Here is a 23,259-nt window from a genome sequence, read left to right as displayed (position 1 = left end):
ATGCTTGATCAGATGTTCCTCTCGTTAAGAGCTCCGAATGATTCTGATAATTTATGCGCATCCTTATCCGCAGCACTCGCACGCGAATAAGCGGATGCTTGAACAAGCCAGGGAAATCGACGGCGTTGAGATACGCTCCCTCTATCAACTCTATCCCGACTTCAACATCGATATCGCCGCCGAACAGGAGGCCATCTCCCGCGCGGATCTTATCGTCTGGCAGCATCCCATGCAGTGGTACAGCACGCCGCCGCTGCTCAAACTGTGGATCGACAAAGTCTTCTCCCACGGCTGGGCGTACGGGCACAACGGCCACGCGCTAAAAGGTAAAAGCCTGATGTGGGCCGTTACCACCGGCGGTGGCGAAAGCCATTTCGAGATAGGCCAACATCCAGGGTTTGAGGTGCTGTCTCAGCCGCTGCAGGCGACGGCGATCTACTGCGGATTGCAATGGCTGCCGCCTTTCGCCATGCACTGCACCTTTGTCTGTGACGACGAAACACTACAGGCGCAGGCGCGTCACTATAAACAACGTTTACTCGACTGGCAGGAGCACCACCATGGATAGCCACACGCTAATACAGGCGCTGATCTACCTGGGGGCCGCTGCGCTGATTGTTCCGGTTGCCGTGCGTCTGGGTCTGGGATCGGTTCTCGGCTATTTGATTGCCGGTTGCGCCATCGGCCCGTGGGGGCTGGGGCTGGTTACGGACGCTGAGTCCATTTTGCATTTCGCTGAAATCGGCGTGGTGCTGATGCTGTTTGTCATTGGTCTGGAACTCGATCCGCAGCGTCTGTGGAAACTGCGCGCCTCGGTATTCGGCGGCGGCGCACTGCAGATGGTCGCCTGCGGCGCACTACTGGGCGGCTTCTGTATGCTGCTCGGGATGGACTGGAAGGTGGCCGAGCTTATCGGCATGACGCTCGCGCTCTCCTCGACGGCGATTGCCATGCAGGCGATGAATGAGCGCAACCTGACGGTTTCCCAGATGGGGCGCAGCACGTTTTCCGTTTTACTGTTCCAGGATATTGCCGCCATTCCGCTGGTGGCAATGATCCCACTGCTGGCGGCGAGCGGTTCGTCCACCACGCTGGGGGCTTTTGCCCTGTCGGCGCTGAAAGTGGCGGGCGCGCTGGCGCTGGTGATTTTGTTAGGGCGCTATGTGACCCGTCCGCTGCTGCGCTTTGTGGCTCGATCCGGCCTGCGCGAAGTGTTCAGCGCCGTGGCGCTGTTCCTGGTCTTCGGCTTTGGTTTGCTGCTCGAGGAGGCCGGTCTGTCGATGGCGATGGGCGCTTTCCTGGCGGGCGTGCTGCTGGCCAGCTCCGAATACCGGCATGCGCTTGAAAGCGATATCGAGCCCTTCAAAGGCCTGCTGCTGGGGCTGTTTTTCATCGGCGTCGGGATGTCTATCGACTTTGGGACGCTGGTGACGCACCCGCTGCGCATTCTCATTCTGCTGGCCGGTTTCCTGGTGATCAAAATGGGGATGTTGTGGCTGATCGCCCGTCCGTTGAATGTACCTAATAAACAGCGCCGCTGGTTTGCCGTGCTGCTGGGGCAGGGGAGCGAGTTCGCCTTCGTGGTGTTTGGCGCGGCGCAGATGGCGAACGTGCTGGATACGGAGTGGGCGAAAGCGCTGACGCTGGCGGTGGCGCTCTCGATGGCCGCCACGCCGATTCTGCTGGTGCTCCTGACACGTCTTGAACAATCAGGCAGCGGGCAGGATCGCGAAGCCGATGAGATTGACGAAGAGCAGCCGCGGGTGATTATCGCCGGGTTTGGCCGCTTCGGGCAGATCGCCGGCCGTTTGCTGCTCTCCAGCGGCGTGAAAATGGTCATTCTGGATCACGATCCCGATCATATCGAAACCCTGCGTAAATTCGGTATGAAGGTCTTCTACGGCGATGCGACACGCGTCGATCTGCTGGAGTCCGCCGGAGCGGCGAAAGCCGAAGTGCTGATCAATGCGATTGACGATCCGCAGGCCAGCCTGCAGTTAGCTGAACTGGCCATGGAGCATTTCCCGAACCTGAAAATCATCTCCCGGGCGCGCGACGTAGACCATTACATCAAGCTGCGTCAGGCGGGGGTGGACGCGCCAGAGCGTGAAACATTCGAAGGGGCGCTGAAATCCGGGCGTATGGCGCTGGAAGGTTTGGGTCTTGGCGCCTATGAAGCGCGTGAGCGCGCCGATCTGTTCCGTCGTTTTAACACCGATATGGTCGAAGAGATGGTTGAGATGGCCGATGATGATTCGACGTCCCGCGCCGCCGCCGTGAAACGCACCAGCGCGATGCTGACAGAGATCATCAACGAAGACCGCAATCATCTGTCGTTGACCCAGCGTCACGGTTGGCAAGGCACGGAAGAGGGTAAACATACTGGCGATCCGAAGGATGAGCCAGAGAGTAAACCTGTCGCGTGAAGAGGAGTTGCCAGCAATATTGAAATATTTCCCGTTCTTTACTCTGCCGCCAGTCGACGAAAGATTAAGCTTTCCGTATAGTGGCGGCAATTTTTTGCATCCGGGAAATTTTCAATGATCAGTCTGATTGCAGCGCTGGCGGTAGACCGCGTTATCGGTATGGAAAACGCCATGCCGTGGAACCTGCCTGCCGATCTGGCATGGTTTAAACGCACCACGCTAAACAAGCCGGTAGTGATGGGCCGCCTGACCTGGGAGTCAATCGGTCGCCCGCTACCGGGTCGTAAAAACATCGTTATCAGTAGCCAGCCGGGCACGGACGATCGCGTTGAATGGGTAAAATCCGTCGACGACGCGATTGCCGCCTGTGGCGACGCGGAAGAGATTATGGTGATTGGTGGGGGACGTGTTTACGAGCAGTTCCTGCCAAAAGCACAGAAGCTCTACCTGACCCACATTGACGCAGAAGTGGAAGGGGATACGCATTTCCCTGACTACGATCCTGACGAGTGGGAATCTGTCTTCAGCGAATTCCACGACGCTGATGCGCAGAACTCGCACAGCTACTGCTTCGAAGTTTTAGAACGTCGTTAAGTCTTATTCCCCGGTGGCGCTTCGCTGACCGGGGTTTTACGACCTGAACATAAGCCGGATAAGGCAAAGCCGCCACTATCCGGCATTAATATCAGGAGGCAACCGCCTCGCCATCCCCTAACTCCAGATGCCGGTTCGACGGTTGCACAAAATAGTGTTTATCTTCCCAGCGCAGGCAGGTCAAATCTCCGCCCCAGCAACATCCCGTATCCAGCCCGTAAATGTTCTCCGGCGTGCCTTTGCCTTCCAGCGATGCCCAGTGGCCAAACACAACGCTGTACTCATCCGTCACCGGGCCAGGAATGGCAAACCAGGGTTTTAGCGGCGCAGGGGCGTTTTCCGGCGTGTCTTTGCAGTACATATCCAGCTGACCGTTCGGGAAGCAGTAGCGCATGCGGGTAAAGGCATTGGTCACGAAGCGCAGGCGCGCCAGACCGCTTAACTCCGGGCTCCAGTTGTTCGGCATATCACCATACATCGCGTCGAGGAAGAACGGATAGGAGTCGCTCGCCAGCACCGCTTCGACGTCACGCGCGCACTCTTTGGCGGTCTGCAGATCCCACTGCGGGGTGATCCCGGCATGGGCCATGACCAGCTTTTTCTCTTCGTCGACCTGCAGCAAAGGCTGACGACGCAGCCAGTTGAGCAACTCGTCGGCATCGGGTGCTTCAAGCAGCGGTGTGATGCGGTCTTTAGGCTTGTTGCGACTGATTCCGGCAAACACCGCCAGCAGATGCAGATCGTGATTGCCCAGCACCACACGCACGCTGTCGCCCAGCGATTTGACGAAGCGTAAGACATCCAGCGACCCAGGGCCGCGCGCCACTAAATCGCCCGTCAACCAGAGGGTGTCTTGTCCAGGCGTAAAATCGACCTGTTTTAGCAATGCGATCAGTTCATCGTAGCAACCGTGAACGTCGCCAATGAGATATGTAGACATTTTTTTAGTGAATGAATGTAGGAACGGCGAGACGGAAAACAGGCACGGCAATACGGAAGGTATTGCCGTCTGGATCGACCATTTCATAATGGCCTTGCATGGTGCCCATCGGTGTCTCTATGACGGCACCGCTGGTGTACTGATACTCTTCGCCAGGGGCGATGTGAGGTTGTTCTCCCACCACACCTTCACCCTGGACTTCAATTTCACGGCCATTGCCGTTGGTGATAAGCCAGTAGCGCCCGAGCAGTTGCACAGGCATCCGCCCCAGATTGCGAATGGTTACGGTATAAGCAAAAACAAAACGCTCGTCGTCCGGAGTGGACTGAGACTCGACGTAAACGCTTTGCACCTGAACACATACGCGGGGCGAATCAATCATGGCTTAGCTCTCCTTTGGCGGTGCGTTGTCGCTGATGTAATTAGCCAACTTACAGTACTGCTCAACGGAAATATTTTCCGCACGCATTGCCGGATCGATACCTAATTCGGTCAACACCTCAACGGTAAACGAGTTACCCAGGCTGTTGCGAATCGTCTTACGGCGCTGGTTAAAGGCCTCCGTGGTGATGCGGCTCAGTACGCGCAGCTCTTTGACCGGGTACGGCATCACGGCATGAGGGACCAGACGCACTACCGCAGATTCCACTTTCGGCGCCGGGGTAAAGGCGGTCGGTGGCACTTCGAGTACCGGGATAATCTGGCAATAGTATTGCGCCATTACGCTCAATCGACCATACGCTTTACTGTTCGGCCCTGCAACCAGTCGGTTGACGACCTCTTTTTGCAGCATGAAGTGCATGTCTGCAATGGCATCAGTATAGCTAAACAGATGGAACATCAGCGGCGTAGAGATGTTATACGGCAGGTTACCGAACACGCGCAGCGGCTGGCCCAGCTTCTCGGACAGCTCGGCGAAGTTCATGGTCATGGCGTCCTGCTGGTAAATCGTCAGCTTAGGACCGAGGAACGGATGCGTTTGCAGACGGGCCGCCAGATCGCGGTCCAGCTCGATAACCGTCATTTCGTCGAGGCGTTCACCCACCGGCTCGGTCAGCGCGGCAAGGCCCGGACCGATTTCGACCATCGCCTGGCCTTTTTGTGGATTAATGGCAGAAACGATGCTTTCGATAACGAATTGATCGTTAAGGAAGTTTTGCCCGAAGCGTTTGCGGGCTAAGTGGCCCTGATGGACTCTAGTATTCATTGAGTATTAACAATCATTTTGATGGCGAGATTAAGCGCCGTAATAAAACTGCCGACATCCGCTTTGCCTTTTCCTGCCAGATCCAGCGCAGTACCGTGGTCAACGGACGTTCGAATAAAGGGTAAACCGAGCGTGATGTTCACGGCGCGGCCAAATCCCTGGTATTTTAGCACGGGCAGGCCCTGATCGTGGTACATCGCGAGCACAGCATCCGCACTATCAAGATATTTAGCCTGGAAAAGGGTATCAGCCGGCAGCGGCCCGCTGAGATTCATCCCTTTGGCGCGCATCTCTTCCAGCACCGGAATGATGGTTTCGATCTCTTCCATGCCCATATGCCCGCCTTCACCCGCGTGGGGATTCAGCCCGCAGACCAGAATATGCGGCGCTTTGATACCGAATTTGGTTTGCAGATCGTGATGCAATATGGTGATGATGTCGCGCAGCAGAGCAGGCGTGATCGCCTCTGCAATGGCTTTCAGCGGCAAATGGGTCGTCACCAGCGCGACGCGCAGTTCCTCCGTCGCCAGCATCATGACCACGTTGTCGCTGTGGGAGCGCGCTTCAAAGAATTCCGTGTGGCCAGTAAACGGCACACCCGCATCGTTAATCACGCCCTTATGTACCGGACCGGTAATCAGCGCGGCAAATTCACCGCTCAGGCAACCATCACAGGCGCGGGCCAGCGTATCGACAACGTAGTGGCCGTTTTCGGTGTTGAGCAGGCCTGGCTGCGCAGGCGCACGAAGATCAACAGGGAGAAGCGTTAAGGTACCCGCCTGCTGTGGAACAGGCGTTTGGCTGGCGTCGTAAGGCAGGAGCGTTAAAGGCAGACCGAGCCATTCAGCCCGGTCTTTTAACAGTGTTGCATCAGCACAGACGACCAGTTCCACCGGCCAGCTCTGTTGTGCAAGCTGGACGACGAGGTCAGGACCAATCCCGGCGGGTTCGCCGGGAGTGATAACAACACGATGTTGTTTCATTAGTTGCTCAGTATTTTCACGTAAGCGCTGGCGCGTTGTTCCTGCATCCAGGTCGCCGCTTCTTCAGAGAATTTACGGTTGAACAGCATACGGTAGGCTCTGTCTTTCTGGGCCGCGTCGGTTTTATCCACGTTGCGGGTATCCATCAGTTCGATTAAGTGCCAGCCGAAGGAGGAGTGAACCGGGGCGCTCATCTGGCCTTTGTTCAGCTTCATCAGCGCATCGCGGAAGGCAGGATCGTAGATATCCGCAGCCGCCCAGCCCAGATCGCCGCCCTGATTCGCAGAACCGGGATCCTGAGAGAACTCTTTCGCCGCATTGGCGAAGGAGGTTTTACCGCTCTTAATATCGGCAGCAATCTGCTCCAGTTTCACGCGCGCCTGGTCGTCGGTCATAATCGGTGACGGCTTAAGCAGGATGTGGCGAGCATGCACTTCCGTGACGGAAATACTCTGGCTCTGACCGCGCATATCGTTCACTTTCAGAATGTGGAAGCCGACACCGGAACGGATAGGACCGATAACATCGCCTTTCTTCGCGGTGCTCAGCGCCTGCGCAAAAATAGACGGCAGCTCCTGAATACGACCCCAGCCCATCTGGCCGCCTTTCAGTGCCTGCTGGTCAGCGGAGTAGCTGATCGCCAGTTTGCCGAAGTCACCACCGTTACGCGCCTGATCCACGATAGAACGTGCCTGGCTTTCCGCTTCAGCAGCCTGATCGGAAGTCGGGTTTTCCGGCAGTGGAATCAGGATGTGGCTCAGGTTCAGCTCGGTGCTGGCATCGTTCTGGTTGCCCACCTGCTTCGCCAGCTGATCCACTTCCTGCGGCAGGATCGATACGCGGCGACGCACTTCGTTGTTGCGCACTTCAGAGATCAGCATCTCTTTGCGGATCTGGTTGCGGTAGGTCGCATAGCTGATCCCATCGTAGGCCAGACGGCTGCGCATCTGATCGAGGGTCATGTTGTTTTGCTTAGAAATGTTGGCGATCGCTTCATCGAGCTGCTGATCGGTCACCTTCACACCCATTTTCTGACCCATCTGCAGCACGATCTGATCCATGATCAAACGCTCGAGGATCTGATGACGCAGCGTCGCGTCATCTGGAAGTTGCTGACCTGCTTCACCCGAATTGAGCTTCACAGATTGCATTAAGCCATTTACGTCGCTTTCAAGTACTACACCGTTGTTCACCACGGCGGCGACTTTATCAACAACCTGTGGCGCGGCAAAGCTGGTGTTCGCAACCATAGCGATACCGAGCAGCAGCGTTTTCCAGTTCTTCATACTTTTTCCATTTCAATTAACCGCAAAGCGGATGGCGTTGTAAATCAAGCACATTACAAGGAACTACGATATGGCAGAATGTTCGAGCGCAGCATCTGCTGCGTGCCCAGGCCGTAGTTGGAACTCAGGCCGCGCAATTCGACATTGAAGCCAATGACGTTATCGTATTTGCTCTGATTATTGTCGGTATCCCAGCCGTTAAGTTTGCGCTCGTAGCCTACGCGAAGCGCATAACAGCAGGAGTTGTATTGCAAGCCAACCATCTGATCCGCAGGCTTGCTGGTGTTCGTGTCAAAGTAGTAGGCGCCCACAATGGACCAGCGATCGGCGATCGGCCAACTTGCGGCCCCACCCACCTGGGAAATACCGTCTTTATACTGCTCGACGTTGGCGTAGTTTGGCAGTGTCGCCTGAATATATTCCGGGCTGGCGTAACGGTAAGTCAACTGCACCATCCGGTCTTCATCACGACGATACTCAACGCTTGCGCTGCTGGTGGCGACGTTATCCAGACGTGTATCGTACTGCAGACCACCGCGCAGACCCCAACGATCGGTCATGCGCCAGTAGGTATCACCGGCCCACACCAGGGCACCCGTTTTATTGTCTTTCTCCCAGTTAATGTCGTCATCACCGGTACGTGCTTCAGTGAAGTAGTAGATTTGACCAACAGAAACGTTAAAACGTTCAACCGCAGCGTCATCATATACGCGAGTCGTGACGCCGGTCGTTACCTGGTTCGCGGAAGCAATACGGTCAAGTCCGCCATAGGTACGATCGCGGAACAGGCCGCTGTAGTCGGACTGGAGGAAAGAGGAGTCGTAGTTCTGGATTTTGCTCTGATCGCGATACGGCACATACAGGTACTGCATGCGCGGTTCCAGCGTTTGGGTATAGCCGCTTGCCAGGTTCATATCACGTTCGAAAATCAGCTTACCGTCCATTTTAAACTGTGGCAGCACACGGTTAACGGACTCTTCGAGATCGGTGTTGTAGCGATTGTTGTACCAGTCCACATTCTTCTGCTGATAGTGGGTCGCCATCATCTTGGCTTCGGTATTGAGGCTAGCCCAGTCGTTAGAGAGCGGGAGATTAATGGTCGGTTCAAGGTGGACGCGGGTCGCTTCTGGCATATCGGAATTGGTATTCACGAAGTGGACGGCCTGAGCATAAACGCGGGTATCAAACGGACCGACATCATTCTGCGTCCAGTTCACGTCCAGCTGAGGCTCAGCGCCATAGGTACTGGCTGTCTGAGAGCTAAAGACCTGGAACTTCTTGGCAGAAACCGTGGCGTTGAAGTTCTGATTCGCGTAACCGACGCTGAATTTCTGCGTCGCGTAGCCATCGGTACTTGAACCGTACTTGGAATCAAAATCGTTAAAGTAATAAGGATCGCTGACTTTGGTGTAGTCGACGTTGAAACGCCAGACCTGATCCATCACACCGGCATGCTGCCAGTAGTATAACCAGCGGTGACGATCGCCCTCTGTCGGGTGCTCATCGTTAAACACTTTATCCGATGGCAAGTAATCCAGCTCCATCAGACCTGTACCCGCTTTGGTCAGGTAACGGAACTCGTTTTCCCACATGATATTGCCGCGCTTATGGATATAGTGCGGCGTAATCGTGGCGTCCATGTTCGGCGCGATGTTCCAGTAGTACGGCAGGTAGAACTCAAAATAGTTCGTGGTGCTGTACTTGGCGTTCGGGATCAGGAAACCTGAACGACGCTTATCGCCGACCGGCAACTGCAAGTAGGGGCTATAAAACACCGGCACCGGGCCGAGTTTAAAGCGTGCATTCCAGATTTCCGCCACCTGCTCTTCGCGGTCGTGGATCACTTCACTACCGACGACGCTCCAGGTGTCAGAACCCGGCAGACAAGAGGTAAAGGAGCCATTCTCCAGAATGGTATAGCGGTTTTCACCGCGCTGTTTCATCAGATCTGCTTTACCGCGTCCCTGGCGACCCACCATCTGGTAATCACCTTCCCAGACGTTGGTATCTTTGGTATTCAGGTTTGCCCAGCCTTTCGGACCTTTCAGGATGACCTGATTGTCGTCATAGTGCACATTGCCAAGAGCATCGACTGTGCGAACCGGCTCTGCCGCGCCCTCAGGCTGCTTTTGATGCAGCTGGACTTCATCCGCCCGCAGACGGCTGTTGCCCTGATTAATATCGACATTGCCCGTAAATGTCGCGTTATCCGGATAATTGCCACCGGCATGGTCGGCATTAATCGTGACGGGCAAGCTATTGGTATCACCCTGCACCAATGGGCGATCATAGCTTGGGATGCCAAGCTTACACTGTGAGGCGAGATCGGCAGCCATGCCCTGTTGACTGTACAGAGCGGCGGCGATCATGGTGGCCAGGAGGGTGGGGATACGTTTTTTCATACGTTATATTTAGTGTTCCGTCATCAGTGGCTACGGCTTACAAACGCTCAGAGACTATCTTACTCATCTGCGCAGTGCCAGCGTTAATCCTGCCCGTTTACGAGTCAGAGTGTTAGGCTCGCTATCGAATGACGAGTATGATAATGCAAATTATAGGCGATGTCCCTCAATTGACCGTGGCTCGACCACTGAGATGATGGAGTTGCGTCGAATCAGGACTATGACCATACGGGGAGTCTATGCAGTATTGGGGTAAAATTATTGGCGTCGCATTCGCTTTGTTGATGGGCGCAGGGTTTTGGGGCATCGTTTTGGGCCTGATTATCGGGCATATGTTCGATAAGGCGCGCAGTCGTAAAATGGCCTGGTTTGCCAACCAGCGTGAGCGTCAGGCGCTCTTTTTTGCGACCACCTTTGAGGTAATGGGGCATTTAACCAAATCGAAGGGACGCGTTACCGAGGCAGACATTCAAATTGCCAGCGTATTTATGGATCGCATGAGCCTGCACGGCGAGTCCCGCGTGGCGGCACAAAATGCGTTTCGCATCGGTAAGGCGGATAACTATCCGCTGCGCGAGAAAATGCGTCAGTTCCGCAGCATCTGTTTCGGACGCTTTGATTTAATTCGGATGTTTCTGGAAATCCAGATTCAGGCGGCGTTTGCGGATGGGTCACTGCACCCTAACGAACGCGACGTGTTGTACGTGATTGCCGAAGAGCTGGGCATTTCCCGCATGCAGTTCGACCAGTTCCTGCGCATGATGCAGGGCGGCGCGCAATTTGGTGGCGGCTATCAACATCAGCAGCAGTCTGCTGGCGGTGGCTGGCAGCAGGCACAGCGCGGCCCGACGCTGGAAGATGCGTGTAACGTACTGGGCGTGAAAGCGACCGACGATGCGACCACCATTAAACGCGCCTATCGCAAGCTGATGAGCGAACATCATCCGGATAAACTGGTGGCGAAAGGGTTACCGCCAGAGATGATGGAAATGGCGAAGCAGAAAGCGCAGGAAATTCAGAAAGCGTACGAGCTCATTAAAGAGCAGAAGGGCTTTAAATAAGCGTAAGCCCGGCACCCGCCGGGCACTACGTTAAAAATCGGCAGGGGCTTTAAACGTCATCAGATTGCCGAATTCCGGATGCGTTATCGTCAGCATCTGAGCGTGTAATTGCAGACGCGGCGCCATCGCGAGCGCTTCCGGGGTGGCGTAAAAACGGTCCCCCAGAATCGGATGGCCCAGCGCCAGCATATGCACGCGCAGCTGATGCGAACGGCCGGTAATCGGTTTGAGCAGAATACGCGCGGTGTTATCCGCAGCGTAATCCAGCACCTCATACTCGGTCTGCGCCGCCTTGCCGGTTTCAAAACAGACTTTTTGCTTAGGCCGGTTCGGCCAGTCGCAAATCAGCGGTAAATCCACCAGACCTTCCGCTTTTTCCGGGTGTCCCCAGATGCGCGCGACATACTGTTTCTTCGGTTCACGATCGCGGAACTGGCGCTTTAACTCGCGCTCAGCCGCTTTCGTCAGAGCCACCACAATCACGCCGCTGGTCGCCATATCCAGGCGATGCACGGATTCTGCCTGCGGATAATCGCGCTGTACGCGCGTCATCACGCTGTCTTTGTGCTCCTCCAGACGTCCCGGCACGGACAACAGGCCGCTGGGCTTGTTGACCACCATAATGTGGTCATCCTGATACAGAATGACCAGCCACGGGTCCATCGGCGGATTGTAGGTCTCCATGATCATGTCGCGCTCCGTTTACTGATGCGTCACAACGATCAGGCGCAGCGCATCCAGTCGCCAGCTCGCCTGATTCAGGCTTTCCAGCACCTGCTCACGGTTGCTCTCAATGGCTGCAAGCTCGTCGTCACGGATGTTTGGATTCACCGCGCGTAACGCTTCCAGACGCGACAGCTCGGCAGAGAGTTTTTCGTCTGCTTCGCTGCGAGCCGCATCAATCAGTGCGCGCGCGGCTTTCTCAATCTGCGCTTCACCCTGCTGCAAAATGGCATGCACATCCTGCTGGACCGCATTCACCAGTTTGCTGCCCGTGTGGCGGTTAACGGCGCTTAGCTGACGGTTAAAGCTCTCAAACTCGACCTGCGCGGCGAGGTTAGTGCCGTTTTTGTCGAGCATCAAACGCACCGGGGTGGCGGGCAGGAAGCGGTTGAGCTGCAGCTGTTTCGGCGCTTGCGCCTCAACCACGTAGATCAACTCAAGCAGCAGCGTGCCAACGGGCAGCGCTTTGTTTTTCAACAGAGAAATGGTGCTGCTGCCGGTGTCGCCGGACAGAATCAAATCCAGACCGTTGCGGATAAGCGGATGTTCCCAGGTAATGAACTGCGCATCTTCGCGGGAAAGGGCCACGTCACGCTCAAAGGTGATGGTGCAGCCATCTTCCGGCAGGCCAGGGAAATCCGGGACCAGCATGTGATCGGACGGCGTCAGCACAATCATGTTCTCGCCGCGATCGTCCTGGTTGATACCAACGATATCAAACAGGTTCATCGCGAAGCTGATCAGGCTGGTGTCATCGTCCTGCTCTTCGATGCTTTCGGCAAGCTGCTGCGCTTTCTCGCCACCGTTGGAGTGGATCTCCAGCAGACGGTCACGCCCTTGCTCCAGCTGCAGCTTTAGCGCATCGTGTTTTTCGCGACAGGATTTGATCAGATCGTCAAAGCCTTCGGTCTCTTCCGGTGCCGCCAGATACCCAATCAGATCGCTGTGCACCTGATCGTAAATGGTGCGACCGGTCGGGCAGGTGTGTTCAAACGCGTCCAGACCTTCGTGGAACCAACGCACCAGCACCGACTGGGCGGTTTTTTCCAGGAACGGAACGTGGATCTGAATATCATGCGCCTGGCCGATACGGTCCAGACGACCGATACGCTGCTCCAGCAGATCCGGGTTAAACGGCAGATCGAACATCACCAGATGGCTGGCGAACTGGAAGTTACGGCCCTCGGAGCCGATTTCGGAGCAGAGCAGCACCTGCGCGCCGCTATCCTCTTCACCGAACCAGGCCGCCGCGCGGTCGCGTTCGATGATCGACATCCCTTCGTGGAACACGGCAGCGCGGATACCTTCGCGCTCGCGCAGGACTTGCTCCAGCTGCAGCGCGGTGGCCGCTTTGGCGCAAATTACCAGCACTTTCTGCGAGCGGTGAGCGGTCAGATAGCCCATCAGCCATTCGACGCGTGGATCGAAGTTCCACCAGGTGCCGGTATCGCCTTCAAATTCCTGATAAATCTGTTCCGGATAGAGCATATCGCGCGCGCGCTCTTCAGCACTTTTGCGCGCCCCCATGATGCCAGAGACTTTAATCGCGGTTTGGTACTGTGTCGGCAGCGGCAGCTTAATGGTGTGCAGCTCGCGTTTCGGGAAGCCTTTCACGCCGTTACGGGTGTTACGGAACAGCACGCGGCTGGTGCCGTGGCGGTCCATTAACATGGAGACCAGTTCCTGACGCGCGGTTTCCGCGTCGTCGCGGTCGCTGTTGGCGGCGTGCAGCAGCGGTTCAATATCCTGCTCGCCAATCAACTCGCTCAGGGTGTTGAGTTCATCGTTGGACAGGTGCTTACCAGCCAGCAGCAGGGCGACCGCATCGGCAACCGGGCGGTAGTTTTGCTGCTCTTCGACAAACACAGAGAAATCGTGGAAACGGTTAGGATCGAGCAGGCGCAGACGCGCAAAGTGGCTTTCCAGCCCCAGCTGCTCCGGCGTAGCGGTCAGCAGCAGGATACCCGGCACGCGTTCGGCCAGCTGCTCGATCGCCATATATTCACGGCTGGGCGCATCTTCGCTCCAGACCAGGTGGTGGGCTTCATCAACGACCATCAGATCCCACTCGGCGTCGCACAGATGCTCAAGGCGCTGCTTGCTGCGGCGTACGAAGTCCAGAGAGCAGATCACCAGCTGTTCCGTTTCGAACGGATTATCGGCGTCGTGCTGGGCTTCGGCGTAGCGCTCGTCGTCAAACAGGGAGAAACGCAAGTTGAAGCGGCGCAACATCTCGACCAGCCACTGGTGTTGCAGGGTTTCAGGCACCACGATAAGCACGCGCTCGGCAGCGCCGGAGAGCAGCTGTTGATGCAGGATCATCCCCGCTTCGATGGTTTTACCGAGACCGACTTCATCAGCCAGCAGCACGCGCGGCGCATGGCGACGGCCAACGTCGTGGGCGATGTTCAGCTGGTGCGGGATCAGGCTGGTACGCTGACCACGCAGGCCGCTCCACGGCATGCGGTACTGTTCGCTCTGGAATTTACGCGCGCGATAGCGCAGGGCAAAACGGTCCATGCGGTCGATCTGACCGGCAAACAGACGGTCCTGCGGCTTGCTGAAGACCAGTCGGCTGTCGAGCAGCACTTCGCGCAGGATGACATTTGTTTCTTCCGTGTCGACTCGCGTACCGATGTAGGCGAGGATCCCGTTCTCTTCTTTTACGTCTTCAATCTTCAGCTGCCAGCCTTCATGGCTGGTAACGGTGTCACCCGGGTTAAACATGACGCGGGTAACAGGGGAGTCATTGCGTGCATACAGACGGTTTTCACCCGTGGCCGGGAAAAGGATAGTGACCATGCGCGCATCCAGCGCTACCACAGTTCCTAATCCAAGCTCGCTTTCTGTATCGCTGATCCAGCGTTGACCAAGTGTAAAAGGCATAGTTGTTTGGCTCTAATCTTTAATTGCAGGCAATAGTTCGACCACCGTCGCAAAGTGACGGCCATCGAAAAATGGGTCCGGGAATGGAAAGGGCGCTATGGTACTGGATGGCGGCGTTTTCGTCACGCGTCAAAATAGCCCCAGTTGCCCTGTCATGAGTGTAGCAAAATCATCGTCGACAAAAGGTAAAATTCCATCGGCGACAGGCATTAGCTGTCGCGTCAGATAGTGATCGTAGTCCAGCGGCGAGTGCTGATAATCCACCGGTTCCGGGCCGCTGGTGGTCCAGACGTATTTAATGGTGCCGCGATTTTGATACTGCGGCGCGCGGCCGCGACGTACGTTCTCTTCATCGGCCAGCCGCGCGGCGCGAACATGCGGCGGCACATTGCGCTGATACTCTGCCAGCGGGCGGCGCAGGCGCTTGCGGTAGACCAGCTGGCTGTCCAGCTCACCGGCCAGCAGGCTGGCGATAGTCTCGCGGACATAATCCTGATACGGCTCGTTGCGGAACACGCGCAGATAGAGCGTTTGCTGGAACTGTTGCGCCAGTGGCGTCCAGTCGGTTCGCACCGTTTCCAGGCCTTTAAACACCATGCGCTGGCTCTCGCCCTCCTGAATCAAACCGGCGTAACGCTTCTTACTGCCCTGCTCGGTACCGCGAATTGTCGGCATCAAAAAGCGGCTGAAATGGGTTTCAAATTCCAGCTCTAACGCGCTGGTTAACCGCTCTTTTTGCAAATGATTGCGCCACCAGTCGTTGACGAACGCCACCAGATTTTGGCCGATTTGCGCGGCGTCTTCTTCGCTGTGAGCGCCTTTCAGCCAGACGAACGTTGAGTCCGTGTCGCCGTAAATCACGTCATAGCCCTGAGATTCCACCAGCGCTTTGGTCTGGCGCATAATTTCATGCCCGCGCATGGTGATCGACGAGGCAAGACGGGGATCGAAGAACCGGCAGGCGCTGGTGCCGAGCACGCCATAAAAGGCGTTCATGATGATCTTCAGCGCCTGAGAGAGCGGTTTATTGTGCTGACGCTTGGCCTCCTCACGCCCGTGCCAGATTTGGCCGACGATTTCAGGCAGGCAGTGCTTTTCCCGCGAGAAACGCGCGCCGAGAAATCCTTCGGTGCTGTGCGCGTCATCCGGCTGAGCCATCCCCTCGACCAGGCCAACGGGATCGATCAGAAAGGTGCGAATGATCGACGGATAGAGGCTTTTATAATCCAGCACCAGGACCGAGTCATACAGTCCAGGCCTGGAGTCCATCACATAGCCGCCAGGGCTGGCCTGAGGCGGGACCTCGCCAAGATTTGGCGCGACATAGCCCGCGCGGTGCATGCGCGGAATATACAGATGGCCGAACGCAGCAACGGAGCCGCCGTGACGATCGATCGCCAGGCCGTTGACGGTCGCGCGCTCCAGCAGGAACGGCATGATCTCCGTTTTGTGGAAAATCCGCGTCACCAGCTCGCAGTCCTTCAGGTTGTAGGTGGCCAGTGCCGGTTTGTCTTGATTGAAGCGCCGGTCAATCTCATCCATCCGATCCCAGGGATTGTCGATGGATTTCCCTTCACCGAGCAGCTCCTGAGAGACGGCTTCCAGCGAAAACGAGGAGAAACTCCAGAAGGCAGATTTGAGCGCGTCGATACCGTCGATAATCACCCGCCCGTTAGCCTGCGCGAAGAACACGCCATTCTTAAAACCGTGCTCGCGCCACTCAAGCTCGCTGTTGCCGCGGCCCAGCATCAGCGGAATACGGAAACGCTCGGCATGCTTTTGCAGCACGCGCAGGTCAAACTGCACCACATTCCAGCCAATCAGGACATCAGGATCGTGAATGGCAAACCACTGGTTTAGCTTTTCAATCAGCTGTGGGCGGCTGGTGACATACTCCAGCTCAAAATCGAGGGCCGACGCATCACCGTTTGGCGGCCCGAGCATATAGACAATTCGCTGCCCGCAGCCTTCAAGGCCGATGCAATACAGTTCGCCGTGGCGCGTGGTTTCGATATCCAGCGACACCCATTTCAGGGGCGGGCGGTAGTGGGGATTGGGTTTGAGGCGGGCGTTGAGCAGTTTGCCGCCCTGCGGCGTGCCGTCGACCCAGACGGGAGCGGTAATAAAACGTTCCATCAGGAAGCGCTCCGGCGGGCGAATATCCGCTTCGTACAGCGTTACCCCGGCTTCTCGCAGCAGCTTTTCAAAGCGCATCAGCTGGCGATGGGCGCGGCAGTAAAGCCCGTAAACGGGCTGGCGGTGGAAATCGTTCAGCTCAAGCGGCGTGATGCGCCAGCCGTTTTCCCCGCGTAACACCTCGCGCGTTTTTTCGACGTGCTGTTCAGGGATAAACGCCACGGACTCCTGTGGCGGCAGCGTGACGTTCAGCGGACCCTCGTCCGTCGCCAGCCAGAATTCCACTTCAGTACCCTGCGGCGTATCCCGCCAGTGTCGGGTCAGTAAAAAGCCTTCTCGCGCCTGCGTCACACCGTCATCCCAAAAAACAAAACCAGGCGTGATTATAGCCTGGTTACGGATTTTTTGCTGGGTTTATATACAGGTGTGATTTTGCCGGATGGCACTGAGTTTATCCGGCCAATAATGTCCCTGTTCCCGATTTACTGCCCGTAATACGCTTTCGCACCGTGCTTGCGCAGATAGTGTTTATCCAGCAGGGTTTGCTGCATATCCGGAAGCTGTGGCGCCAGCTGGCGGCAGAAGATTCCCATATAGGCGACCTCTTCCAGCACGATGGCGTTATGCACCGCATCTTCGGCGTTTTTGCCCCACGCAAACGGCCCGTGAGAGTGCACCAGCACGCCCGGCATTTGCGCCGCATCGATTCCCGCTTTTTCAAAGGTTTCGACGATCACGTTGCCCGTTTCCCACTCATACTCGCCGTTAATTTCCGCATCGGTCATTTTACGGGTGCAGGGGATGGTGCCGTAAAAATAGTCGGCATGGGTCGTGCCCGTCGCCGGAATGGATTGTCCGGCCTGCGCCCAGATGGTGGCGTGGCGCGAGTGGGTATGCACGATACCGCCAATCGACGGGAATGACTGATAGAGCAGGCGATGGGTTGGCGTATCGGAAGAGGGCTTTTTCTTCCCTTCGACCACTTCTCCGGTCGCGATGCTCACCACCACCATATCCTCGGCGGTCATCACGCTGTAATCCACGCCGGACGGCTTAATCACAAACACCCCTTTCTCCCGATCGACAGCGCTGACGTTGCCCCAGGTGAGGGTGACGAGATGGTGTTTCGGCAGGGCCAGGTTGGCTTCCAGCACCTGCTGCTTTAATGCTTCAAGCATTCTGTTCTCCTTGCCGGATGGCACTTCGCTTATCCGGCCTGGGTTTATAAGCCCGGCAGACGACGTGCCGCCGGGCACGCGATTAACGTTTTGAACCGTAATAGACTTCGTTCCAGCGCAGCGCGTCTTTAAACGCTGGCAGACGGGTGTCGTTATCGATGACGGTCAGCTCGATGTCGTGCAGCTCCGCGAACTGGCGCATATCGTTCAGATCCAGCGAGTGGCTGAAGACCGTGTGGTGCGCGCCACCGGCCACGATCCAGGCTTCAGACGCGGTCGGCAGATCCGGCTGCGCTTTCCACAGGGCGTTTGCGACGGGCAGTTTTGGCAATGAATGCGGGGTCTCCACGGCATCCACGCAGTTCACCAGCAGGCGGAAACGATCGCCCAGATCGATCAGGCTGGCATTTATCGCCGGGCCGGTGCGGGTGTTGAAGATCAGACGGGCCGGATCGGCCTTGCCGCCAATGCCCAGGTACTGCACGTCGAGGATCGGTTTCTCTTCGACGGCGATGGATGGACACACTTCCAGCATGTGCGAGCCGAGCACCAGATCGTTGCCGTTCTCGAAGTGGTAGGTGTAATCCTCCATAAATGAGGTGCCGCCCTGTAGACCGGTCGACATCACCTTCATGATGCGAAGCAGGGCGGCGGTTTTCCAGTCGCCTTCGCCCGCAAAGCCGTAGCCTTGCTGCATTAGACGTTGTACCGCCAGGCCTGGCAGTTGTTTCAGGCCGTGCAGGTCTTCAAATGTGGTGGTAAAGGCGTGGAAGCCGCCCTGTTCCAGGAAGCGTTTCATCCCCAGCTCAATGCGCGCCGCATCGATGACGTTCTGGCGTTTATCGCCGTTGATCTGCGCCGCAGCGGTCAGGCGGTAGCTGCTTTCGTATTCGTCCACCAGCGCGCTGATATCGCCGTCGCTGATTTCGTTCACCACCTGCACCAGATCGCCCACGGCCCAGGTGTTAACGGAGAAACCAAATTTAATCTGTGCAGCGACTTTATCGCCGTCCGTCACTGCCACTTCGCGCATGTTGTCGCCAAAACGCACCACTTTCAGATGACGGGTATCCTGTTTGGAGACAGCCTGGCGCATCCACGAGCCGATGCGCTGCTGCGCGTGTTGATCCTGCCAGTGGCCGGTCACTACCCCGTGCTGCTGACGCATACGCGCGCCGATAAAGCCGAACTCGCGGCCGCCGTGCGCGGTCTGGTTCAGGTTCATAAAGTCCATATCGATGCTGTCCCACGGCAGGGAAGCGTTGAACTGGGTATGGAATTGCAGCAGCGGTTTGTTGAGGATGGTCAGGCCGTTGATCCACATTTTGGCCGGAGAGAAGGTGTGCAGCCACACCACCATCCCGGCGCATTTGTCGTCGTAGTTCGCGTCGCGGCAGATGTGGGTGATTTCGTCTGGTGTGGTTCCGAGCGGTTTCAGCACCAGTTTGCACGGCAGTTTGGCCTCCGCATTGAGGGCGTTAACCACATGCTCCGCGTGTTTCGTCACCTGTTGCAGCGCTTCCGGGCCGTATAAATGCTGGCTGCCAATGACAAACCACACTTCATAATTATTAAAAATGCTCATTATCGTGTCCTTAATGTGTCAGGGTTGCCGGTTTTTCCGCGGTGTTTTTGGCCGGGGCGGCGACAGGGAGATAGTGGTGCTCGGCGCTTTTCGACCATTGCAGGTAGCGCTGATAAAGCTGCTCGAAGCGTTGGGCCTGCTGAGGGCGCGGCTGGAGCGTGCTCTCGACGGCGCTCGCCATGTGCTGTTGAGCGGTCGGAATATCTGCGTGCACACCCGCCGCGACTGCCGCGAAAATGGCGGCCCCGAGGGCACAGCACTGATCGGAGGCGACGATCTGCAGCGGACGGTTCAGCACGTCGCAGCAGGCCTGCATGATCACCGGGTTTTTACGCGCGATGCCGCCGAGCGCCATCACTTCGTTCACGGCGATGCCCTGCTCGGTGAAACACTCCATAATGGCGCGCGCGCCAAAGGCGGTGGCCGCAATCAGACCGCCAAAGAGCGCAGGGGCGTCGGTTGCCAGGTTGAGATCGGTAATCACGCCTTTAAGACGCTGGTTGGCAAACGGCGTGCGACGACCGTTGAACCAGTCGAGCACCACCGGGAGATGATCAAGGGACGGGTTTTTCGCCCAGGCTTCCGTCAGCTGCGGGAGAAGCTGTTTTTTGCTGGCCGCGATCTGCGCTTTCAGCTCCGGATGCGTTTCCGCCAGCTGATCCAGCGGCCAGCCGAGCACGCGGCCAAACCAGGCGTAGATATCGCCGAAGGCGGATTGTCCGGCCTCCAGCCCGATAAAATCAGGGACCACGCTACCGTCCACCTGGCCGCAAATACCTTTCACGGCGCGGTCGCCGACGCTGGCTTTATCCGCGGTGAGGATGTCGCAGGTGGAGGTACCAATCACTTTCACCAGTGTATTAGGCTGTGCGCCCGCGCCGACGGCACCCATATGGCAGTCGAACGCGCCGCCGGAAATCGCCACGTTTTGCGGCAAGCCCAGACGCTGCGCCCACTCTGCGCTCAGGGTTCCGACCTGAATGTCGGCGGTATAAGTGTCGGTAAACAGCGGATATTTCAGGCTTTGATTGATAATCGGATCGAGTTCATCGAAGAACGCCGCAGGTGGCAGACCGCCCCAGCTCTCATGCCACAGGGATTTATGCCCGGCGCTGCAGCGCCCACGGCGAATATCCTGCGGGCGGGTAGTGCCCGACAGCAGGGCCGGTACCCAGTCGCACAGCTCAATCCATGACACGGCGGCCTGCGCCACGTCACGGTCGGCACGGGTGACGTGCAAAATCTTGGCCCAGAACCATTCGCTGGAATAAATGCCGCCAATGTAGCGGGAGTAGTCCGCTTTTCCAGGCTGATGGCACAAACGGGTGATGGCTTCGGCTTCTTCAACCGCAGTATGGTCTTTCCACAGCACGAACATGGCGTTCGGGTTGTCGGCAAACTCAGGGCGCAGCGCCAGCACGCGGCCTTCGGCATCGACGGGGGCAGGCGTTGAGCCGGTGCTGTCCACGCCAATACCGACGATTTGTGCGCGTTGATCTTCGCTCAATTCGGCCAGAACGGTTTTGATCGCCGCTTCCATCGATTCGATGTAATCGCGCGGATGATGGCGGAACTGATTATTTGGCGCATCGCAGTAACGCCCCTCTTGCCAGCGCGGATACCACTCCACGCTGGTCGCTATCTCCTGGCCCGTACGACACTCCACCGCCAGGGCGCGTACTGAGTCACTGCCAAAATCGAGGCCAATCGCAATTGCCATTTATGTTGCTCCATCAAAAAACGGGTATGGATCAACATTAGAGATTGAGGGAGAAAATCGTCAGGCAGGATCCGCTAATCTTATGGATTAAATTGCTGTTGAGGTGGAAAGTGTGACGTTGTGCAAATATTCAATGTGGACATTTCTGCCGCAGTTATAGACACTTTTGTTACTGCTGATTTGCACGAGATCGTGGATGAATCTGGGGTAAAGGCCGAGACAAAGCGGAGTTAAAAGAGAGGGCAGGCGATGTGATTCTCTTAACGACCCGTTTTTATACCGCTTTTATAGATATGGACAATTTGTTTCCTTATTGACCGTCGGGAGTGACCTGTTTATGGCCGAAACACAAAACGATCCCCTGTTGCCGGGGTACTCCTTCAACGCCCATCTGGTGGCGGGGCTGACCCCTATCGAAGCCGAGGGTTACCTCGACTTTTTCGTCGACCGCCCGCTGGGCATGAAAGGCTATATCCTGAATATCACCGTGCGCGGTGAGGGGGTGATCAAAAATAACGATCGGCAATTTGTCTGTCGCCCTGGCGATATTTTGCTGTTCCCGCCGGGAGAAATTCACCATTACGGCCGCCATCCCGATGCAAAAGAGTGGTATCACCAGTGGGTCTACTTCCGCCCGCGCGCTTACTGGCAGGAGTGGCTGGCCTGGCCGTCGATTTTCGCCCACACCGGTTTTTACCGGCCCGACGAAGCGCATCAGGCGCAGTTCCGCGAGCTTTTTGCCCAGATAATCGAAGCCCAGGCGGGCGGGCGTTACGCCGAGCTGCTGGCGATTAATCTGCTTGAACAGCTGTTGCTGCGGCGCATGGAGGCGATTAACGCCTCCCTTAATCCGCCGCTGGACAATCGCGTGCGCGACGCCTGCCAGTACATCAGCGATCATCTGTCGGACAGCCAGTTTGATATCGCGGGGGTCGCGCAGCACGTCTGCCTCTCGCCGTCGCGCCTGTCGCACCTCTTCCGTCAGCAGTTGGGGGTGAGCGTTCTGAGCTGGCGCGAGGATCAGCGCATCAGCCAGGCCAAACTGCTTCTCAGCACCACGCGTATGCCGATTGCCACCGTGGGGCGTAACGTCGGCTTTGAGGATCAGCTCTATTTTTCCCGCGTCTTCAAGAAATGCACCGGCGCCAGCCCGAGCGAATTCCGCGCCGGATGTGAGTAAAACGTAAATAAAACGAAACAAACAGGTGAAGTCTGGCGGCACCCGGTAAACTATTCAGACAATTGTTGTCTTGACGAGGCAGGAAGCACTTCGCAGAATCCCTGCTCTGTTATCTGACCGGAATCGTTATGCAGGCATTGCTGGAACATTTTATTACGCAGTCCGTGGCCTACTCGCTGATCGCTGTCGCGCTGGTCGCCTTTCTGGAATCGCTGGCGCTGGTGGGGCTGATTTTACCTGGCACTGTCATCATGGCGGGCCTCGGTGCGCTGATTGGCAGCGGCGAGGTGAACTTCTGGCAGGCGTGGATGGCCGGTATCGTTGGCTGTCTGCTGGGCGACTGGATCTCTTTCTGGTTAGGCTGGCGCTTCAAAAAGCCGTTGCACCGCTGGTCGTTCATGAAAAAGAACAAAGCGCTGCTCGACAAAACCGAGCATGCCCTCCATCAGCACAGTATGTTTACCATTCTGGTCGGGCGTTTTGTCGGCCCGACGCGTCCGCTGGTGCCGATGGTTGCCGGGATGCTGGATCTGCCCGTTTCAAAATTTATACTGCCCAATATCATCGGCTGCGTCTTCTGGCCGCCGTTCTATTTCCTGCCGGGCATTCTGGCCGGTGCGGCGATTGATATCCCCGCCGATGCGCAAAGCGGCCATTTTAAATGGCTGCTGTTAGCCACCGCGCTGCTGCTGTGGGTCGCGGTGTGGCTGTGCTGGCGCCTGTGGCGCAGTGCGAAAGCCGGTACGGATCGCCTCACCCAATATTTGCCGCGTGGCCGCCTGTTGTGGCTGGCGCCCTTGACGCTCGGGGTTGCCGTGGTGGCGCTGGTGGCGTTGATTCGTCATCCGCTGATGCCGGTGTATGGCGAGATTTTGTTGAAGGTGGTGAGCCGATAGGCGATTTTCAGCCGCCACCAGGCCTGAGATTGCCCGGTGGCGCATTGTTTGCCGGG

General features: G+C 57.0%; 18 protein-coding genes. 6 read left to right on the top strand and 12 right to left on the bottom strand.

Translation table 11 applies throughout. The features are described from left to right. The first annotated feature begins 37 nt into the window (after positions 1 to 37). The 3 genes from kefF to folA all read left to right on the top strand — a co-directional run bounded on the left by kefF (position 38) and on the right by folA (position 3,020). Positions 38 to 568: a glutathione-regulated potassium-efflux system oxidoreductase KefF gene (gene kefF / locus ETG88_RS11580; RefSeq protein WP_102104574.1), complete on the top strand. Its 531-nt coding sequence runs from the start codon at positions 38 to 40 to the stop codon at positions 566 to 568. Further along, positions 561 to 2,426, top strand: coding sequence for a glutathione-regulated potassium-efflux system protein KefC (kefC, locus tag ETG88_RS11575; RefSeq protein WP_102104575.1), 1,866 nt, complete (start codon positions 561 to 563; stop codon positions 2,424 to 2,426). The genes kefF and kefC overlap by 8 nt, the downstream gene beginning before the upstream one ends. A gap of 114 nt (positions 2,427 to 2,540) precedes the next feature. Then, entirely contained in the window at positions 2,541 to 3,020 is a 480-nt protein-coding gene (gene folA / locus ETG88_RS11570) for a type 3 dihydrofolate reductase (protein WP_100777676.1), read from the top strand. A gap of 91 nt (positions 3,021 to 3,111) precedes the next feature. Here the strand turns inward: folA and apaH are convergent, their stop codons facing one another. Genes apaH through lptD form a run of 6 tightly spaced genes read right to left on the bottom strand, consistent with a single transcriptional unit; the run spans position 3,112 to position 9,838 of the window. Next, complete coding sequence (apaH, locus tag ETG88_RS11565) at positions 3,112 to 3,960, bottom strand: bis(5'-nucleosyl)-tetraphosphatase (symmetrical) ApaH (RefSeq protein ID WP_100777675.1); 849 nt, start codon at positions 3,958 to 3,960, stop codon at positions 3,112 to 3,114. Positions 3,961 to 3,964: 4 nt separating this feature from the next. After that, the gene (gene apaG, locus ETG88_RS11560; RefSeq protein ID WP_100777674.1) at positions 3,965 to 4,342 is read right to left on the bottom strand and encodes a Co2+/Mg2+ efflux protein ApaG; all 378 of its coding nucleotides are present in this window, start codon (positions 4,340 to 4,342) and stop codon (positions 3,965 to 3,967) included. 3 nt (positions 4,343 to 4,345) lie between these two features. Beyond that, positions 4,346 to 5,167, bottom strand: a complete 822-nt coding sequence (gene rsmA / locus ETG88_RS11555; protein WP_100777673.1) for a 16S rRNA (adenine(1518)-N(6)/adenine(1519)-N(6))-dimethyltransferase RsmA — start codon at positions 5,165 to 5,167, stop codon at positions 4,346 to 4,348. Then, a complete protein-coding gene (gene pdxA, locus ETG88_RS11550) occupies positions 5,164 to 6,150 on the bottom strand; it encodes a 4-hydroxythreonine-4-phosphate dehydrogenase PdxA (protein WP_129035440.1) in 987 nt (328 codons plus the stop codon). The genes rsmA and pdxA overlap by 4 nt, the downstream gene beginning before the upstream one ends. Beyond that, on the bottom strand, positions 6,150 to 7,436 hold the full coding sequence (surA, locus tag ETG88_RS11545; protein WP_100777671.1) for a peptidylprolyl isomerase SurA: 1,287 nt from the start codon (positions 7,434 to 7,436) through the stop codon (positions 6,150 to 6,152). Before surA ends, pdxA begins: the two co-directional genes overlap by 1 nt. 53 nt (positions 7,437 to 7,489) lie before the next feature. Beyond that, the gene (lptD, locus tag ETG88_RS11540; RefSeq protein WP_129035439.1) at positions 7,490 to 9,838 is read right to left on the bottom strand and encodes an LPS assembly protein LptD; all 2,349 of its coding nucleotides are present in this window, start codon (positions 9,836 to 9,838) and stop codon (positions 7,490 to 7,492) included. A gap of 239 nt (positions 9,839 to 10,077) precedes the next feature. On the opposite strand from lptD, the gene djlA reads away from it, so the two are divergent. Then, on the top strand, positions 10,078 to 10,899 hold the full coding sequence (gene djlA, locus ETG88_RS11535; protein ID WP_100777669.1) for a co-chaperone DjlA: 822 nt from the start codon (positions 10,078 to 10,080) through the stop codon (positions 10,897 to 10,899). A 30-nt stretch (positions 10,900 to 10,929) separates the two neighbouring features. Here the strand turns inward: djlA and rluA are convergent, their stop codons facing one another. From rluA to araB, 6 genes are all read right to left on the bottom strand, one after another. Continuing rightward, a complete protein-coding gene (rluA, locus tag ETG88_RS11530; protein WP_102104579.1) occupies positions 10,930 to 11,589 on the bottom strand; it encodes a bifunctional tRNA pseudouridine(32) synthase/23S rRNA pseudouridine(746) synthase RluA in 660 nt (219 codons plus the stop codon). Between the two features lie 12 nt (positions 11,590 to 11,601). Then, entirely contained in the window at positions 11,602 to 14,508 is a 2,907-nt protein-coding gene (gene rapA, locus ETG88_RS11525; protein ID WP_129035438.1) for an RNA polymerase-associated protein RapA, read from the bottom strand. 129 nt (positions 14,509 to 14,637) lie between these two features. Continuing rightward, positions 14,638 to 16,995 carry a DNA polymerase II gene (gene polB / locus ETG88_RS11520; protein ID WP_129035437.1) on the bottom strand — a complete coding sequence of 786 codons (2,358 nt, stop codon included), beginning with the start codon at positions 16,993 to 16,995 and terminating at the stop codon, positions 14,638 to 14,640. Between the two features lie 131 nt (positions 16,996 to 17,126). Beyond that, positions 17,127 to 17,822 carry an L-ribulose-5-phosphate 4-epimerase gene (araD, locus tag ETG88_RS11515; RefSeq protein ID WP_100777665.1) on the bottom strand — a complete coding sequence of 232 codons (696 nt, stop codon included), beginning with the start codon at positions 17,820 to 17,822 and terminating at the stop codon, positions 17,127 to 17,129. A gap of 82 nt (positions 17,823 to 17,904) precedes the next feature. Then, positions 17,905 to 19,407, bottom strand: coding sequence for an L-arabinose isomerase (araA, locus tag ETG88_RS11510; protein ID WP_100777664.1), 1,503 nt, complete (start codon positions 19,405 to 19,407; stop codon positions 17,905 to 17,907). A 10-nt stretch (positions 19,408 to 19,417) separates the two neighbouring features. After that, positions 19,418 to 21,127, bottom strand: coding sequence for a ribulokinase (gene araB, locus ETG88_RS11505; protein ID WP_100777663.1), 1,710 nt, complete (start codon positions 21,125 to 21,127; stop codon positions 19,418 to 19,420). Between the two features lie 337 nt (positions 21,128 to 21,464). Here araB and araC point away from each other — a divergent pair, with 337 nt between their 5' ends. Both araC and ETG88_RS11495 read left to right on the top strand, forming a co-directional pair. Then, complete coding sequence (gene araC / locus ETG88_RS11500) at positions 21,465 to 22,307, top strand: arabinose operon transcriptional regulator AraC (RefSeq protein WP_100777662.1); 843 nt, start codon at positions 21,465 to 21,467, stop codon at positions 22,305 to 22,307. Positions 22,308 to 22,435: 128 nt separating this feature from the next. Then, positions 22,436 to 23,203 (top strand): DedA family protein, encoded by a 768-nt coding sequence (locus tag ETG88_RS11495; RefSeq protein WP_129035436.1) that lies wholly within the window; start codon positions 22,436 to 22,438, stop codon positions 23,201 to 23,203. The last annotated feature ends 56 nt before the right edge of the window (positions 23,204 to 23,259 follow it).

The sequence above is a fragment of the Lelliottia nimipressuralis genome (genome assembly GCF_004115925.1).
GTDB classification, from domain to species: Bacteria; Pseudomonadota; Gammaproteobacteria; order Enterobacterales; family Enterobacteriaceae; genus Enterobacter; species Enterobacter nimipressuralis.
This window is presented reverse-complemented; position numbering and strand designations above follow the sequence as displayed.